The sequence below is a fragment of the Candidatus Omnitrophota bacterium genome, from assembly GCA_041653595.1.
GTDB lineage: Bacteria > Omnitrophota > Gorgyraeia > Pluralincolimonadales > Pluralincolimonadaceae > Pluralincolimonas.
This window is the reverse complement of sequence record JBAZFB010000007.1, coordinates 34,113-48,808: the sequence shown is the minus strand read 5'-3', so window position 1 is coordinate 48,808 and position 14,696 is coordinate 34,113. Positions and strand designations below refer to the sequence as shown.

Genomic DNA, 14,696 nt, shown 5'->3' with positions numbered 1-14,696 from the left:
CATGTCCCTATACCGCTATAAGGCGAGAGACGAATCGGGGAAATTCGTGGAAGGGGTGATGGAAGCTCCGGCAGAGGCCGATCTCGTCGAAAAACTCCGCAAGATGGGGTATGTTATAACCGGGGTCTCGGTCGCCTCCGGCGGATTTTCTGTCGGGGACTTTATCGGCGGGTTCGGGGGCATAAAACCCGAGGATATGATATTCTTTAATATCCAATTATCGAATATGCTCGAAGCGGGATTGCCCCTCTTGACCTCGCTTAGGACCATCTCCGCTCAGACGGAGAACAGGAGGCTTAGAAAATTACTGGAAGACGTCACGGTCAAGGTGGAGACAGGTTCTTCGCTCTCTGAGGCGCTTATGGCCCACCCGCTGGCTTTTTCCAGGCTCACGATAAGCATGGTCAAGGCGGGCGAGGCGAGCGGCAACCTTTCCCTCGTGTTGAAGAGGCTGGCCGATTTCGGCGAGAACGAGCTGGACCTTAGGCAGAAGGTCAGCGGCGCGTTATTGTATCCCGCGGTCCTGTCCGTAGCCGCGGCCGTCGTTATTTTATTCATAGTTACGTTCATAATACCGAAGTTCGCGGATATATTCTTGCGGGCAAATATTCCGCTCCCGATCGTCACGCGCATACTCTACGGCGCGGGGATGGCGATAAAAGATTACTGGTACATTTTCGCCCTCGGCCTGACCGCGCTTTTCCTGGCCGCGCGTATCTACGCGGATACCCGCGGAGGGCGCTTAAAGGTCGACGGCCTTAAACTCGCCGTCCCGGTGGTCGGTCCGCTCATCCGCAAGGCGGCCATAGCCAGGTTCGCCCGGATGCTCTCCACGCTTTCGGCGAGCGGCGTGGATATACTCGAATCGCTGGAGATACTCGAGGCGACTATCGGCAACGAGGTCTTATCGCGCGTGGTCGCGAAAGCGCGCGAGGCGGTGCGCGGCGGGAGCAAGATATCAGAGCCGCTTAAAGCGAGCGCGGAGTTCCCTCCGGATACGGTCCAGATGATCGCGGCAGGCGAGGAGACCGGCAACCTCGACATAATGCTGAATAAGGTCGCCGATCTCTACGAGGCGGCCGTCGCTTATCACATAAAGAGGCTCACGTCCCTTCTCGAGCCGGCATTTTTATTGATAATGGGTAGTGTCGTGGCCGTCATCATGGCCTCGATATTGGTTCCTATGTTCGACCTGGTAAAAGTGTTAAGAAGGTGAGCGCTTGACATATGCGTCAAGCGCGAATGGTAGATGTTCACCATCTACCATTAACGAAAGGAGGAAGTAAGATGAGGAAGGGGTTTACGCTTGTAGAACTTCTTATCGTCATCATGGTCATCGCGATACTGATAGGGATCGCCCTGCCGAGGTTCGGAGGCATGCGCGACGAGGGCAACACGACCAAGGCCGCCGCGGAATTGAGGACGTTGCAGGCAGCGGTAGAATCGTGGTATATGCACCGCAACCCGCATACGTATCCGGCAGCGGGCGGTAGTTGGGAGACCCAGTTGACGACGGCCATCCCGCAGATACTAGGCTCTGTTTTATATGACCCGTTCGGCGCCTCGGCGACGACGCAGTACAGATATGCGGTCAGCGGAGCGTATTATGTGATCTGGTCTCTCGGCCCCAACAGGACGGCTACGATAACAGGTATCAGCGCCACGGGAACGGTGAATCCCGCAGGCGCGACAGGCGATGATATCTTCGTCTCAAACGGGACTCCGGGTTCGGGAGGTTTTTAGCTTTTGGCCAAAATCGGCGCGCGCGGTTTTACGCTGATAGAGATCCTGATCGTGATCGCGCTTTTCGCGGCCGGCGCGGTAGTGCTGCTGCAAATATTAAGTATGGGCATTTACGGCAGCGTCGAGAACGAGAATACGGTGCTCGCTACCGCGCTTGCGCAGGTGAAGATGGAAGAGATTCGCAACGTCCCGTATGCCTCGATAGTCCCCGAGGCGAGGACGGCGGCAGGCAGCCCTTACGCGTTATTTGAGAGGGAGGTCCTGGTCCTGGGCGCTAAACCGAACCTTAAACAGGTAACGGTCAATATCTATTGGAGGCAAAGGTCGGGAGACGTGAAGATATCCTTAGTCACGTATGTCTCGGATGTCAATTAGGGACGGGCGCGGCCTCACCCTGATAGAGGTCGTCTTTAATATGGCGCTCGTTTCCGTTTTAATGTGCGCCATAGCCCTTACTTACATGGTCGGGTTAAGGATATTGGGCGAAGAAATGACGAGGGGAGGTTTCATTAAAGATATATCTTACGGACTGAATACTATGTCATGCGACCTGAGGCAGGCCACGTCTTTTATAGCGCCGACGGACACCCGCAGCCTGACTTTCCTCGCGGATGTCGACGGCGACGGCAGCCAGGAGACCATCCGCTACCGGCTGGCGCGCGGCAACCTGCTGCGCACGCAGGACGGCGCCGGCGGGCCGGTGGTGGCGCGGAACGTCCAGTCGCTGGCGTTCAGGTATTACAGGCCCGATGATAACACCAACCCGATGCTCGTGATAGTCCCGTCCCAGATAAGGGTCGTGGGGATCGACCTGACATTTGCGAGCGGGGCGGAATCGATCCAATTCATGGCTAAAGTCAGGCCGAGGGGCATATGAGAGGGCGTGGTTTCGCGCTGATAATCACATTTGTGTTCATGACGGCCCTCGCCGTCATGACGATGGCTATAGTATCCATGGTCTCTTCCAATACAAGATCCGCCGGATTTCAGCTCGACGATGCGAAGGCGTTATATCTGGCCCAGGCAGGCGTTGACAATATATTGAGCGATGTGCGGGCCGGGCGTCCGGTCGCGGCCGTTCCCGCGCCCATACCGCTCGGCGACGGGACGGTCGAGTATGTAGCGGTCACCCGCGTTTCCGATACGTTAACTATCGATGTGCGGGGCAAGATGCCTCTTGACCTCCCCGCAACGGGGAAAGAGATAAAAGCGCGCCTCGTCGCCGTCTATACGGACGATGGAAGCGGCAAGTTCCTTGCATGCTCTTCCTGGAAAGAGAGTTACGAGCAATGAATTTCAAAAAGAAAGAGATATATATAGGCATAGATATCGGTTCCTCGGCGATAAAAGCGGTCGAGATAGGGACCGGGCCTGCCGGAGATATCATTTTAAAAAAAGCCGGCCTCGTCCCGAAAGAGGAAGGCGTAAAGAAGGCCGTGGCCGGCATGAGTGTCAAATCCGCCAGGGTCACCTGCGTAGCCGATTGCCCGGAAGGATGCCTGCGTTATTTCACGATACCAAAGATGTCGGACCGGGAGATACCCGAGGCAGTGAGATGGCAGGTGAAAGAGAAGGTATCCCTGCCGCTTGACGAGCTCCTTATTGATTACAAACTGCAGGAGACCGCCGAGGGAGGCGTAAGCAAATACAAAGTGAAGCTGGCCGTGATGCCGGCAAAGGCGGTAGACAGTATAGTGGGAGCCCTCGCCGGGGCGGGCATCAGCCCGGCCGCGCTCTTCCCGCCGCCTATTGCCATAGAGAAGCTGTCGAACCGCATGGGCCTTAAGGGAGGCGAGGCCGCCGCGGTCGTGGATATCGGGCATAATTATACCGGGATAAATATCATAAAAGACGGTTATCTTGCGTTCACAAGAAATGTCAATTCAGGCGCCGCCGCGATCACCAAAGACCTGAACCGCCCGGCGGCGGAACGGCTGGCGCAGGAGATCGACCGGTCCCTCCACTATTACGGGAACGAATCGTCCGGAGACAAGGTCGGGTCGGTCTTCCTAACCGGAGGCGGCGCGTCGATAAAGGGACTGGCGGAATTTTTACAGGAGAACATCGGCGTTCCGGTCTCTCAGGGAGACCCATTTAAGGGGATCTCTCTGGAAAAGGGCGCGCTCGCCGATCCGGCCCCGGCATCAGGCATCTTCGCCAACGCCGTAGGCGCGGCCTTAAGCGAGGGCCGGGGGATAAACCTTTTGCCGCCGGAATTAAAACAAAAGACCATACGCACATTCGAGAAAGCGGCGGTCGAGTCGGTGGTAGCCGCGGTCGCCGTTTCCCTGGTGCTCTCTTTTATCGGCATGAGGATGCAGCTGGCTAACTACGACAAGAAGATAAGCTACGGGATAAAGGAGATGGAGGTCATGAAACCCCAGCTGGAGATAACATCGCATTATGAGCGCCTCGCGGTAGAACTCTCCGAAAGGAAGGCGTTTATCGACTCGGTCCTCTCAGGCATCCCGCCGTGGAAAGAGGCGTTAAAAGAACTCAGCAACAGGCTCCCGAAATACGCGGTCCTCTCGAGCCTTAAGGCTGACGCGTCCGGTTTAGAGATAAGCGGCCAGATCACAGGCGACGTCAAGAACCGCGAAAAGGCCCTGTCCGGCATCATATCGTCGCTTGAAGGAGGCATGTTCAAGAGCGTGACGCTATTGAACGCCAAGATGGGCGAAGGCATGAATTCAAATACGGAGTTCGATATCAAATGCCTGTTCTGAAAAATATAGGACTGAAGAAGAATAAGACGGCTGTGGCGGTCATCACCGGGATCGTCATATTCCTTATTCTGTTCGCGGTGGTTCTCGCTCCGGCGAGGAAGGAACTGGCCGAGAAGAAGAAGACCTGGCGCGAGCTCAATGCCCAGCTTACCGCCGGTCGCAATAAACTTTCCGCGTTCAAATTGGATAAGGCCGGGGTAGAGGCGAAAGTCGGGGACCTGCGCAAGCGGCTCCCTTCAAAGAGCCCGACGCCGGCTATACTCGAGGAGTTGGCGAAGAAGGGTAAGGGTCTCAACATAGATTTCATCTCGATAACGCCCCAGCCGGCCGAACCGCTCCCTGAGATGTCCGCGGCGTTCAATTGCAAGGCGTTACCCATAGACATAAAGATGAGGGCGGCCTATAAGAGCCTCGGGGATTATCTCGGATCGTTGGATAGTCTGGAGAGCAGTTTTGCGGCCGTCCCGGAATTCCGGATCGCGAAAGACGAGAGGACGTTCCCGAAATTAATAGTGGATATGAAGGTGTTCACGTATACCCTGGAAGAGGCCGAAAGTGGACAAGAATAAACAGCAATTAGTCATCCTTGGGGTAGTCATCGCGATATTTATTGCCGTTACCGCGATGGCCGTCCTGAAGCCGCGCGCTAAAAAGCCGGAGGAGGCGAAAACCGCTCCCGCGGCCGCAGCCCCGGCCCAAAAACCCGTCTTCCAAAAAGAGCGTATGACAAGCTCGTTCAAATCCTGGGGCAGGGACCCGTTCGCGATCGGCGGCGGGCCGGCCGAGGCCGGCGCAGGCCCGGCATCTCTTAGCGGGATCTTCTGCGACCCCGGGAAGAGCTATTGCATAATAGACGGCAAGGTGGCGAAAGTAGGCGACCAGGTATCGGGATACAAGATATTGGAGATAACGAAAGACGCCGTGACCGTCAAGTCCGGCGATGAGATAAGGACCCTCAGGATAGGGCGTTAGCGCTTGACTTCACGCATATCTTTTGCTATTATAACCCGTTGTGAAGCACAGAATCAGGAGAAGGTATCTTTATTACCTTCTTAGGACAGCCAGTTTTATCTCGCTTCTCTTCCCGATAAAAATTAACAAATTTTTAGGCAGGCGAATGGGAGAGTGCGCCTTTTTTTTGGTGCCCGGCCACAGGAAGAGCGCGATAGAGAACCTCAGGATCGCGTTCAAGGGAGAGAAGACCGAAGCTGAAATAAGGGCTATCGCCAAGGGTATCTTCCGCAATTTAGGCGAGAACCTTTTTGAGATATTAAGCGCTTCTAAACTGACCACCCGGAACATAGACAGGCACGTCAGGATAAGAGGCCTCGATATAGTAGACAAGGCTCTTTCGCAGAAGAGGGGTTTTATAGTCCTCTCGGCGCATCTAGGCAACTGGGAGCTCCTTGCCGGATGGTTCGGCCTCAAAAAATACCCGGTGAACGTCCTCGCCCGGAGGCTGCGTTACGTGAAGTTTGACGATTGGATGAACGGCCTGCGCCGGAAGATGGGCGTCAACGTCGTGATGCGGGACGAGTCGGTAAAGACGATACTCAGGCTGCTGCGCGGCGGGCAATCGATCGCGATACTTGCCGACCAGGATATATCCTCCGTCGACGGGGTTTTTGTGGATTTCTTCGGGCGTCCGGCTTACACGCCGACCGCGCCGGTCATACTTGCCCTCGCAACGGCCGTGCCGATAATCCCGATGTTCATAGTGCGCGAGGGGAATAGCCACACCATATATGTCGAGGAGCCGCTCGAGCTCGAGATAACCGGAAATAAAGAGAACGATATAAAAATAAATACGGAAAAGTGGTCGAAGGTCGTCGAGTCGTATATACGGAAGTACCCTTCGCAATGGGTCTGGATGCATAACAGATGGAAGACGAACCCCCAGACTGCGAAAGGGTTCGTCCTGAATGAAATGAAGGGCTCAAAATGAGATTAAATAAGGTCGCGACCGCCCTGCTGGTGGTGTTCTTGTTCACGGGCTGTGAAGGCAAACAGGCGAAAGCGCCGGCCCCGCCCGAGGAAGAGGCGGAGATCTCGGGCGACCAGAGGATGATGGCGTTCTCGCTGTCCGGTTTCGAGAAGACCGGCAAGAAGAAATGGGAGGTCCAGGGCAAATCCGCGGATATAGTCTCCGAGGTGGTCAATCTTACCGATATCGTCGCTAAGGCCTACGGCGACCAGAGCGACATGACGCTTACGGCCGACAAAGGCTCATTCAACAGGGGTTCGAACGACGCGCATTTCGAGTCGAACGTCGTCGTGACCGGCACTAACGGCACGGAGATGAAGACCGACGCGCTCGACTGGAAGAACGCCGAACAGAAGGTAGTGACCGATAAGCCGGTCGTGATGAAGTCCGACGCAAAGGGAAAGAGCGTAGGCGAGTTCGCCACTAAAACGCCTACGACCATAACCTGCGACGGGCCGATGGAGATAGATTACGGCAAAAGCTACGCCGTCTTCAACAAGAACGTCAAGGTAGAAGACGAGCGCGGCCAGGTATTCTGCGACACGGCGACGGCATATTACGACACGAAGACAAAGCAGGTCTCGAAAATAGTAGCCAGGGGCAACGTGAAGATAATGAGGGAAGGCAGCTGGACGTACAGCGACGAGGCGACTTACCTCGCGCCTGAGCAGAAGGTCATCCTCACGGGATCTCCAAAGGTAATGATATATCCCGAAGATAAGAAAGAAAAGCAAAAATAAGGATCTTTGATGCACCTCCTCGAAACGAAGGGTCTCCAAAAGACATATAACCGCCGCCGCGTTGTCAACGGGGTCGATATATCGGTCAGGCGCGGAGAGATAGTTGGACTGCTCGGGCCTAACGGCGCGGGGAAGACGACGACCTTTTATATGATAGTCGGCCTGGTCGAGCCGGATAGCGGCCAGATATTCTTTGATAACCAGGAGATAACCGGCCTGCCGATGCACAGGCGCGCCCGCTGCGGCATAGGATACCTTGCGCAGGAGCCGTCGATATTCAGGAAACTTACCGTCGAGGAGAATATAATGGCCATCCTCGAGACGCTAAGGATATCGAAGAAGGAGCGCCGCAAGAGGCTTGAGATGCTCCTGGGCGAATTGAGGATATCGCATCTCGCCAGGAACTACGCCTATACTTTGTCCGGCGGCGAGCGCAGGCGCCTGGAGATAACCCGCGCGCTAGTGACCGAACCCACTTTCATATTGTTAGATGAACCGTTCTCGGGCATCGACCCGATAGCGGTCGCCGAGTGCCAGGAGATAATCTGTTCGCTGAGGGAGAAAGGGCTCGGCATACTTTTGACCGACCATAATGTCCGCGAAACGCTTTCCATAACCGACAGGTCTTATATAATGTCCGACGGAAAAGTCCTGATATCCGGCACCGCGGAAGAGCTCATCTCCGACCCGAAGGCGAGGCAGATCTACTTAGGCGAAAAGTTTAGAATGTGAGCAACGAAGTTGCTCACCCTAAAGATGTTTTAGCTAAAAGAGGGTGAGTGGCCGATACTTAAGGAGGTAACATGGACGTAGTCATCACGGGCAGGCATTTTGATGTCACGGAAGGCATGAAGGCCCACGTAAACGATAAGATAGCGAAGCTGGACAAATTCTACCACAAGATCCTCGAGTCGCACGTCATCCTTTCGGTCGAGAAGTTCCGCCACGTCGCCGAGCTGACGGTAATCGGCAAGCACTTCAAGCTGACCGCGACCGAGACGACCTCGGATATGTACGCGTCGATCGACGCGGCGATCGCTTCCCTCGAAAAACAGTTGAGGAAACTCCACGACAAGATAAAGGAGCACAGGGTAAAAGGCTCTTCCGGCAGGATCAGGGAGCTCGCGGCCAGGTCGTTATCCGCGATAAGGGGCGTCTTCAGGCCCGAAAGGGAGGCCGCCGGCCCGAGGATAGTCGAGACCCAGCGCGTCGCCGAGAAACCTATGTCGGTCGAGGAAGCCGTGGAGGAGTTGAAGATATCGAAGGGCGAATTCATCGTCTTCAGGAGCGCCGAGGACAACAGGATAAATGTAATATATAAGAGAAAGGACGGTGACTTCGGTCTGATAAAGACCTGAAGCGATCATCATGAAAGTAAAAAGCAAAGACCTTGGAGGTTCGCGCAGGGGTTTCGAGATAGAGGTCCCCGCGGACCATATAAAAAATAAATACGAAGAGATAATCGGCGAGATCGAGAAATACGCCGAGGTGCCGGGTTACAGGGTAGGCAAGGCCCCGCGCTATCTCGTGGAGACGCATTATAAGGACAAGGCCGGCGAGGAGGTCAAGAAGCGCCTCATCGGCGAGGCGGTGATGAAGGCGGTAAAAGACGCCGGCATCGACATGATAGGCATGCCGTCGGTTACCGATATAATTTTCGAGGCGGAGAAGCAGCTCTCGTTCAAGGCGGAGGTCCACGTGCGGCCCGAAGTGAAATTGAAGAACTACAAAGGCCTCAAGGCCGTGAGGCAGAAAGCCCAGGTCGCGACCGAGGATGTCGATAAGGTGATAGAGGACCTCCAGGAGAGGCACTCCCAGCTTAAGGATGTCGAGGGGCGCCCGGCGAAGGAGAACGACTGGTGCCTTTGCGACGTCGAGATATCGGTAGAGGCCAAGCCCGGCGAGAAGAACGAGAACGTCTGGTTCCCGCTCAACCCGAAATCTACGAAACCCGAGTTCATGAGCCAGCTTTTGGGCGCGGTCCCCGGCGATACGAGGACGGTCAATACCATAATGCCGCTGAATTATCCGCGCAAGGAGCAGGCCGGAAAACAGGCCGTATTCATAATAACCGTCAACCAGGTCAAGGAGAAGATAGCGCCGGCGATCGACGACGAGTTCGCCAAGGACGTCGGCGGGTTCAAGTCCCTGCTCGAGCTTCGCGGGAATATCCGCGAAGAGCTCACCAAGGCGAAGGAACAGGAGGCGAGGTTCAAGGTGGAAGAGGACCTCGTAGGCCAGCTCATCAAGGGCGCGAATTTCGAGGCCCCGGAGATGATGGTGGACACGGAGGCCGAGCACCTGTTAAAAGACGCGCAGAACAGGCTCCAGTATATGGGATATAAGAAAGAGGATATCGAGAAGGAAGAGGCCGCCATGAAACAGAAATTCAGGGACGAGGCGGTCAGGCGAGTGAAGTCGTATTTTATACTCGATAAGATCGCCGAGCTGGAGAAGCTGGCAGCGTCCGAAGAGGATATCAGCAAGCGCGTCGAGCTTTTGGCGGCGCGAGCCAAGAAGACGGCAGAGGAAGCGAAAAAATATCTCGAAGAAAATAACCTCATGGAAGACATTAAAGCCGAGATATCGCAGGACAAGGCGATGGAGTTCCTCATTGAAAACGCGAAAATAGAGGAGGTCTAAAATGGCAGACAAGGAACGGTCGCAGATGCTCGTTCCCATGGTAGTCGAGCAGTCAGGGCGCGGGGAACGCGCGTATGACATCTATTCGAGGCTCCTTAAGGACAGGATAATATTTATCGGCACTCCGATAGACGATGTCGTCGCCAACCTTGTCATCGCCCAGCTGCTCTTCCTGCAGATGGAAGATCCCGATAAGGACATCAGCGTATACATAAATACGCCGGGCGGGGTCGTGACTTCCGGACTCGCGGTCTACGATACGATACAGTTCTTGAAACCCGATGTCTGCACTTACTGCATCGGACAGGCGACCTCTATGGGCGCGATACTTTTAGCCGCCGGCACGAAGGGCAAGAGGTTCGCCCTCCCGAACGCGCGCATAATGATGCACCAGCCCTGGGGCGGGACGCAGGGCGCGGCCGCGGATATAAGCATCCAGGCGAAAGAGATATTGAGGATGCGCGACAAGATAGAAGAGATACTCGCCAAGCACACAGGCCAGCCGCTCGACAAGATAAAGAAAGACACGGACAGGGATTATTTCCTGAGCGCCGAAGAGGCGAAGACCTACGGCCTGGTCGATGAAGTCATAACCGGAAAGAAAAAATAACTTTATTCCCTATCCATAGAATATGAAAAAAGAACACCAGTTAAAAGAGTCATTGCCGCTTCTGCCCCTGAGGGATATGGTCGTATTTCCTTTTATGGTCGTCCCCCTTGTGGTCGGGCGCGAGAAGTCCATAGCCGCGGTCGAGGAAGCCTTATCCAAAGATAAGACGATCCTTCTCTGCGCGCAGAGATCGGTAAAGGTCGAGGAACCTTCGCTTGACGATATCTACCAGTCCGGCACGGTCGGCCAGATAATCCAGTCGGTAAAACTGCCGGACGGCTCGTATAAGTTACTCGTCGAGGGGCTCTACCGCGCGAAGGTAAAGAAACTCCTGCCTACCAAGGAATATCTTAATGCAGGGATCGAATACGCCTCAGTGCCGGTCGAGAAGACGATCGAGGTCGAGGCGCAGATGCGCTCGCTGGTCAACCAGTTCGAGGAGTATGTCAAACTGAACCAGCGCGTCCCGACCGAGGCGTTCGCGACGATCGCGAACATCCCGGACCCGGACCAGATGGCGGACACGGTCGCGTCGTATCTCACGATGAGGGTCGCGGAGAGGCAGGTGATACTCGAGATCATCGATCCGGTCGAGAGGATCAAGCGCCTTACCGAAGTCCTCAATTCCGAGATCGGCATACTCCAGATAGAAAAAAAGATATCATCTACCGTCAGGAAGCAGATAGAGAAAGCGCAAAAGGAATATTTCCTCCAGGAACAGCTTAAGGCCATAGAGAAAGAGCTCGGCCAGAAGGACGATTATAAGAACGAGCTTGATGACCTTAAGGAGAAGATAAAACAGGCGAAGATGCCGAAGGAAGCGCTGGATATAGCGCTGCGCGAGGTCGAGAAACTCTCGAGGATGTACCCGACCTCCCCGGAGGCGACCGTCTCGCGTAATTACATCGACTGGCTCGTCGCGCTGCCGTGGTCTGTCAAGACCGACGACAACCTCGACATCAAGAACGCCGAGAAGATATTGAACGAGGACCATTACGGCCTCGAGAAACCGAAGGAAAGGATCCTCGAATACCTTGCCGTCCGCAAGCTCGTAAAGTCGATGAAGGGCCAGATACTCTGTTTCGTCGGGCCTCCCGGCGTGGGAAAGACCTCGCTGGCGAAGTCCATCGCCCGGACGCTCGGCCGCAATTTCGTCCGCGTCTCCCTCGGAGGCGTTCGTGACGAGGCCGAGATACGCGGCCACCGCAGGACATATATCGGATCCCTCCCGGGCCGCGTCGTACAATCCATAAGGAAAGCGAAATCGAGGAACCCGGTCTTTTTGCTCGACGAGGTCGACAAGATGTCCACGGATTTCAGGGGCGACCCCGCCGCGGCGCTGCTCGAGGTGCTCGACCCGGAGCAGAATTCGACATTTTCCGACCATTATCTCGAAGTGGAGTTCGACCTCTCGGATGTCATGTTCATTACGACAGCGAACTTCCAGGACAATATACCCCTGCCCCTGCAGGACAGGATGGAGATGATAAAACTTTCGGGTTATACCGAATACGAAAAGGTGAAGATCGCGCAGGGGTTCCTTATCCCCAAGCAGATAAAACTGCACGGCCTTAAGGAAGAGAATATAAAATTCACTGCGGATGCCATATTAAGGATAGTGCGCAGGTATACGCGCGAGGCGGGCGTCCGGAACCTCGAGCGCGAGATAGCGCGCGTCTGCAGGCGGATAGCCAAGGACGTCGTGAAGAAAGAGAAGGACCTGAAGATTCGCCTTACCGGAAAGCGGATCGAGAAATATCTCGGCCCGGTCCAGTTCACCGAGCCGAAGAAGGAAGAGAAGAACGAGGTCGGTGTCTCCACGGGGCTTGCCTGGACAGAGGCGGGCGGCGATATCATCTCCATAGAATCGACCCTCATGACCGGAAAAGGGAAATTGACCCTGACCGGAAAACTCGGCGAGGTCATGCAGGAATCGGCGCAGGCGGCGTTGAGTTATATCCGCTCGCACGCCAGGGAATTCGGCATAGATGATAATTTTTATAAGAAACTGGATATCCATATACACGTACCTGAAGGCGCGATACCGAAGGACGGCCCGTCGGCCGGCATCACGATGGCGACCGCGCTTGTATCGAGCCTGACGAAATGCCCGGTAAAAAAAGACGTCGCGATGACGGGCGAAATAACCCTGCGAGGCAAAGTCCTGCCGATAGGCGGGCTCAAGTCAAAGATACTCGCCGCGCACATGGTCGGCATCAAGACGGTCATAATACCGAAAGAGAACGAAAAGGACCTCGTGGAGATACCGAAGGCCGTATTAAAGGATTTAAAGATAATACCCGTCGAATATATGGACCAGGTCCTGGAGATAGCGCTTGAAAGGAAATGCAGGAAAGCCGCCGTATACCAACATTTACCAATACAAACCTAGGAGGGTAAGGAATGAAAAAGAATTATCTTATGACGCCGGGACCCACGCCTGTCCCGCCTCAGGCATTGCTCGCCATGGCAGAACCGATAATCCATCACAGGACCCCGGAGTTCATGGAGATATTTAAGGAAGTATGCGAACTCTTAAAATTTGTTTTCCAGACGCAAAATGACGTAATAACGTTGACCTCCTCGGGCACCGGCGCCATGGAAGCCGCGGTCGCCAACCTGCTTTCGCCGGGCGATAAGGCGATATGCGTTCAGGGCGGTAAATTCGGCGAGAGATGGACCGAACTCTGCAAAGCATACGGCATTACTCCTATAATAATAAACGTTGAATGGGGCAAGGCGGTCGACCCGAAAGCCATCGAAGCGGAATTAAAGAAGGACGCGGGCATACAGGCGGTCTTTACGACGCTGTGCGAGACCTCGACCGGCGTGCTGACCGACATCAAAGCGATAGCCCAGATAACCAAGGCCCATAACGCGGTCATCGCGGTCGACGCGATCTCCGGCCTCGGAGCCGAAGATATAAAGACCGACGATTGGGGCATAGACGTCGTGGTCTCCGGTTCGCAGAAGGGGCTCATGATACCCCCGGGGCTCGCATTCATATCTTTGAGCAAGAAGGCGTGGGAGAAGGTCGAGAAATCCAAGAGTCCGAGATATTACCTTAGCCTTAAGAAGGCGAAAAAAGCGATCGATGCGACGGACACTCCTTTCACCCCGGCGATATCGCTGGTCATCGCGCTGCGCGAGACGCTGAGGATGATGAAGAAGGAAGGCCTCGACGTGATATTTAACCGCCACAAGATACTGGCTCTCGCGACCCGCGAGGCGATGGAGGCGATGGGGCTTAAGCTCTTCGCGCCGACCGCGCCCTCGAACGGCGTTACGGCTGTGCGCTTACCCGAAGGCATAGACGGCGAGAAACTCGTAAAACATATGAGGGATAAATACGGCGTGGGAATAGCCGGAGGCCAGGCCGAGCTTAAGGGCAAGGTTATCCGCATCGCGCATATGGGTTATATAACGGATACGGACATACTCATGACGATCGCCGTGCTCGGCATGGCGCTCGCCGAGATGGGATTCAGGGGTGAACCCGGAGTAGGGGTCGAGGCCGCCGAAGAAGTATTGCTCGAAGGCCGCGACAGGGGTCCGGTCGAAGCAGCATAGGAGATTTAAGTGTCTGGCGAAACGATGGTGTTGGCCGCCACGGCGGCATCACTGGGTTTCTTCCATACGATAGCAGGCCCAGACCATTATGTTCCTTTTATAATGATCGCGCGCGCCCGCAAATGGTCTTTGCCGAAGACGGTCTTTATAACATTTTTGTGCGGCATAGGGCATATTTTAAGCGCCGTCCTTTTGGGGGTAATAGGCCTCGCCCTCGGAGTGGCGCTAAGCAAGATAAAAGCCTTCGATGCCGCGCGGGACAGCATAGCGGCGTGGCTGTTCATAGCATTCGGCCTGGTGTATTTCATATGGGGAATGAGGCAGGCCGCCAGGAATAAGATCCATACGCATAACGACGAGCATCTCCATGTGCATGACCGCGGCAGCGAGGCGAACATAACGCCGTGGGTGCTCTTCGCGATATTCATATTCGGGCCGTGCGAGGTGCTGATACCTCTCGTCATGTACCCGGCGATGAGGAACAGCATGATGGAAGCGGCCGTGGTGACGATCATCTTCGGAGCCGTTACGATCGTCACCATGATCGGCGTCATCACGGTGTCTTTATTAGGACTTGACCTGCTTCCGGCAAGGAAGATAGAACGTTACACGCACGCTTTGGCAGGGCTGGCAATAATGATCTGCGGTGCCCTTATAATAATCTAAGAGGAGAGGACAAA

The 14,696-nt window shown here is 55.1% G+C and carries 17 protein-coding genes; all 17 read left to right on the top strand.

Annotated features, from left to right (window positions below):
- The first annotated feature begins 1 nt into the window (after position 1).
- The 17 genes from WC317_04285 to WC317_04205 all read left to right on the top strand — a co-directional run bounded on the left by WC317_04285 (position 2) and on the right by WC317_04205 (position 14,682).
- Entirely contained in the window at positions 2-1,216 is a 1,215-nt protein-coding gene (locus tag WC317_04285) for a type II secretion system F family protein (protein MFA5339354.1), read from the top strand.
- Positions 1,217-1,287: 71 nt separating this feature from the next.
- Positions 1,288-1,743, top strand: coding sequence for a type II secretion system protein (locus tag WC317_04280; GenBank protein MFA5339353.1), 456 nt, complete (start codon positions 1,288-1,290; stop codon positions 1,741-1,743).
- A gap of 3 nt (positions 1,744-1,746) precedes the next feature.
- On the top strand, positions 1,747-2,118 hold the full coding sequence (locus tag WC317_04275) for a type II secretion system protein (GenBank protein ID MFA5339352.1): 372 nt from the start codon (positions 1,747-1,749) through the stop codon (positions 2,116-2,118).
- A complete protein-coding gene (locus WC317_04270) occupies positions 2,108-2,620 on the top strand; it encodes a hypothetical protein (GenBank protein MFA5339351.1) in 513 nt (170 codons plus the stop codon). The genes WC317_04275 and WC317_04270 overlap by 11 nt, the downstream gene beginning before the upstream one ends.
- Positions 2,617-3,036 (top strand): pilus assembly PilX N-terminal domain-containing protein, encoded by a 420-nt coding sequence (locus WC317_04265; GenBank protein MFA5339350.1) that lies wholly within the window; start codon positions 2,617-2,619, stop codon positions 3,034-3,036. Before WC317_04270 ends, WC317_04265 begins: the two co-directional genes overlap by 4 nt.
- Positions 3,033-4,469 (top strand): pilus assembly protein PilM, encoded by a 1,437-nt coding sequence (gene pilM / locus WC317_04260; GenBank protein MFA5339349.1) that lies wholly within the window; start codon positions 3,033-3,035, stop codon positions 4,467-4,469. The genes WC317_04265 and pilM overlap by 4 nt, the downstream gene beginning before the upstream one ends.
- A complete protein-coding gene (pilO, locus tag WC317_04255) occupies positions 4,457-5,038 on the top strand; it encodes a type 4a pilus biogenesis protein PilO (protein ID MFA5339348.1) in 582 nt (193 codons plus the stop codon). The genes pilM and pilO overlap by 13 nt, the downstream gene beginning before the upstream one ends.
- The gene (locus tag WC317_04250) at positions 5,025-5,441 is read left to right on the top strand and encodes a hypothetical protein (GenBank protein MFA5339347.1); all 417 of its coding nucleotides are present in this window, start codon (positions 5,025-5,027) and stop codon (positions 5,439-5,441) included. Before pilO ends, WC317_04250 begins: the two co-directional genes overlap by 14 nt.
- Before the next feature lie 40 nt (positions 5,442-5,481).
- Entirely contained in the window at positions 5,482-6,414 is a 933-nt protein-coding gene (locus WC317_04245; GenBank protein MFA5339346.1) for a lysophospholipid acyltransferase family protein, read from the top strand.
- Entirely contained in the window at positions 6,411-7,193 is a 783-nt protein-coding gene (gene lptC, locus WC317_04240; protein ID MFA5339345.1) for an LPS export ABC transporter periplasmic protein LptC, read from the top strand. The genes WC317_04245 and lptC overlap by 4 nt, the downstream gene beginning before the upstream one ends.
- Positions 7,194-7,202: 9 nt before the next feature.
- Positions 7,203-7,925, top strand: a complete 723-nt coding sequence (lptB, locus tag WC317_04235) for an LPS export ABC transporter ATP-binding protein (protein ID MFA5339344.1) — start codon at positions 7,203-7,205, stop codon at positions 7,923-7,925.
- A gap of 71 nt (positions 7,926-7,996) precedes the next feature.
- A complete protein-coding gene (gene raiA, locus WC317_04230; GenBank protein MFA5339343.1) occupies positions 7,997-8,551 on the top strand; it encodes a ribosome-associated translation inhibitor RaiA in 555 nt (184 codons plus the stop codon).
- A gap of 10 nt (positions 8,552-8,561) precedes the next feature.
- Positions 8,562-9,836: a trigger factor gene (tig, locus tag WC317_04225; protein ID MFA5339342.1), complete on the top strand. Its 1,275-nt coding sequence runs from the start codon at positions 8,562-8,564 to the stop codon at positions 9,834-9,836.
- Position 9,837: 1 nt separating this feature from the next.
- Positions 9,838-10,446, top strand: a complete 609-nt coding sequence (gene clpP / locus WC317_04220) for an ATP-dependent Clp endopeptidase proteolytic subunit ClpP (protein MFA5339341.1) — start codon at positions 9,838-9,840, stop codon at positions 10,444-10,446.
- Positions 10,447-10,468: 22 nt separating this feature from the next.
- Positions 10,469-12,838 (top strand): endopeptidase La, encoded by a 2,370-nt coding sequence (gene lon / locus WC317_04215; protein ID MFA5339340.1) that lies wholly within the window; start codon positions 10,469-10,471, stop codon positions 12,836-12,838.
- Between the two features lie 11 nt (positions 12,839-12,849).
- Complete coding sequence (locus WC317_04210; protein ID MFA5339339.1) at positions 12,850-14,016, top strand: alanine--glyoxylate aminotransferase family protein; 1,167 nt, start codon at positions 12,850-12,852, stop codon at positions 14,014-14,016.
- A gap of 9 nt (positions 14,017-14,025) precedes the next feature.
- Positions 14,026-14,682, top strand: a complete 657-nt coding sequence (locus WC317_04205; GenBank protein ID MFA5339338.1) for a sulfite exporter TauE/SafE family protein — start codon at positions 14,026-14,028, stop codon at positions 14,680-14,682.
- The last annotated feature ends 14 nt before the right edge of the window (positions 14,683-14,696 follow it).

Excerpts from the sequence above, each read along its gene's own strand:
- WC317_04285 (MFA5339354.1), top strand. The coding sequence starts at position 2 with ATGTCCCTATACCGCTATAAGGCGAGAGACGAATCGGGGAAATTCGTG.
- WC317_04280 (MFA5339353.1), top strand. The coding sequence starts at position 1,288 with ATGAGGAAGGGGTTTACGCTTGTAGAACTTCTTATCGTCATCATGGTC.
- WC317_04270 (MFA5339351.1), top strand. The coding sequence starts at position 2,108 with ATGTCAATTAGGGACGGGCGCGGCCTCACCCTGATAGAGGTCGTCTTT.
- WC317_04265 (MFA5339350.1), top strand. The coding sequence starts at position 2,617 with ATGAGAGGGCGTGGTTTCGCGCTGATAATCACATTTGTGTTCATGACG.
- pilM (MFA5339349.1), top strand. The coding sequence starts at position 3,033 with ATGAATTTCAAAAAGAAAGAGATATATATAGGCATAGATATCGGTTCC.
- pilO (MFA5339348.1), top strand. The coding sequence starts at position 4,457 with ATGCCTGTTCTGAAAAATATAGGACTGAAGAAGAATAAGACGGCTGTG.
- lptC (MFA5339345.1), top strand. The coding sequence starts at position 6,411 with ATGAGATTAAATAAGGTCGCGACCGCCCTGCTGGTGGTGTTCTTGTTC.
- lptB (MFA5339344.1), top strand. The coding sequence starts at position 7,203 with ATGCACCTCCTCGAAACGAAGGGTCTCCAAAAGACATATAACCGCCGC.
- raiA (MFA5339343.1), top strand. The coding sequence starts at position 7,997 with ATGGACGTAGTCATCACGGGCAGGCATTTTGATGTCACGGAAGGCATG.
- tig (MFA5339342.1), top strand. The coding sequence starts at position 8,562 with ATGAAAGTAAAAAGCAAAGACCTTGGAGGTTCGCGCAGGGGTTTCGAG.
- clpP (MFA5339341.1), top strand. The coding sequence starts at position 9,838 with ATGGCAGACAAGGAACGGTCGCAGATGCTCGTTCCCATGGTAGTCGAG.
- lon (MFA5339340.1), top strand. The coding sequence starts at position 10,469 with ATGAAAAAAGAACACCAGTTAAAAGAGTCATTGCCGCTTCTGCCCCTG.
- WC317_04210 (MFA5339339.1), top strand. The coding sequence starts at position 12,850 with ATGAAAAAGAATTATCTTATGACGCCGGGACCCACGCCTGTCCCGCCT.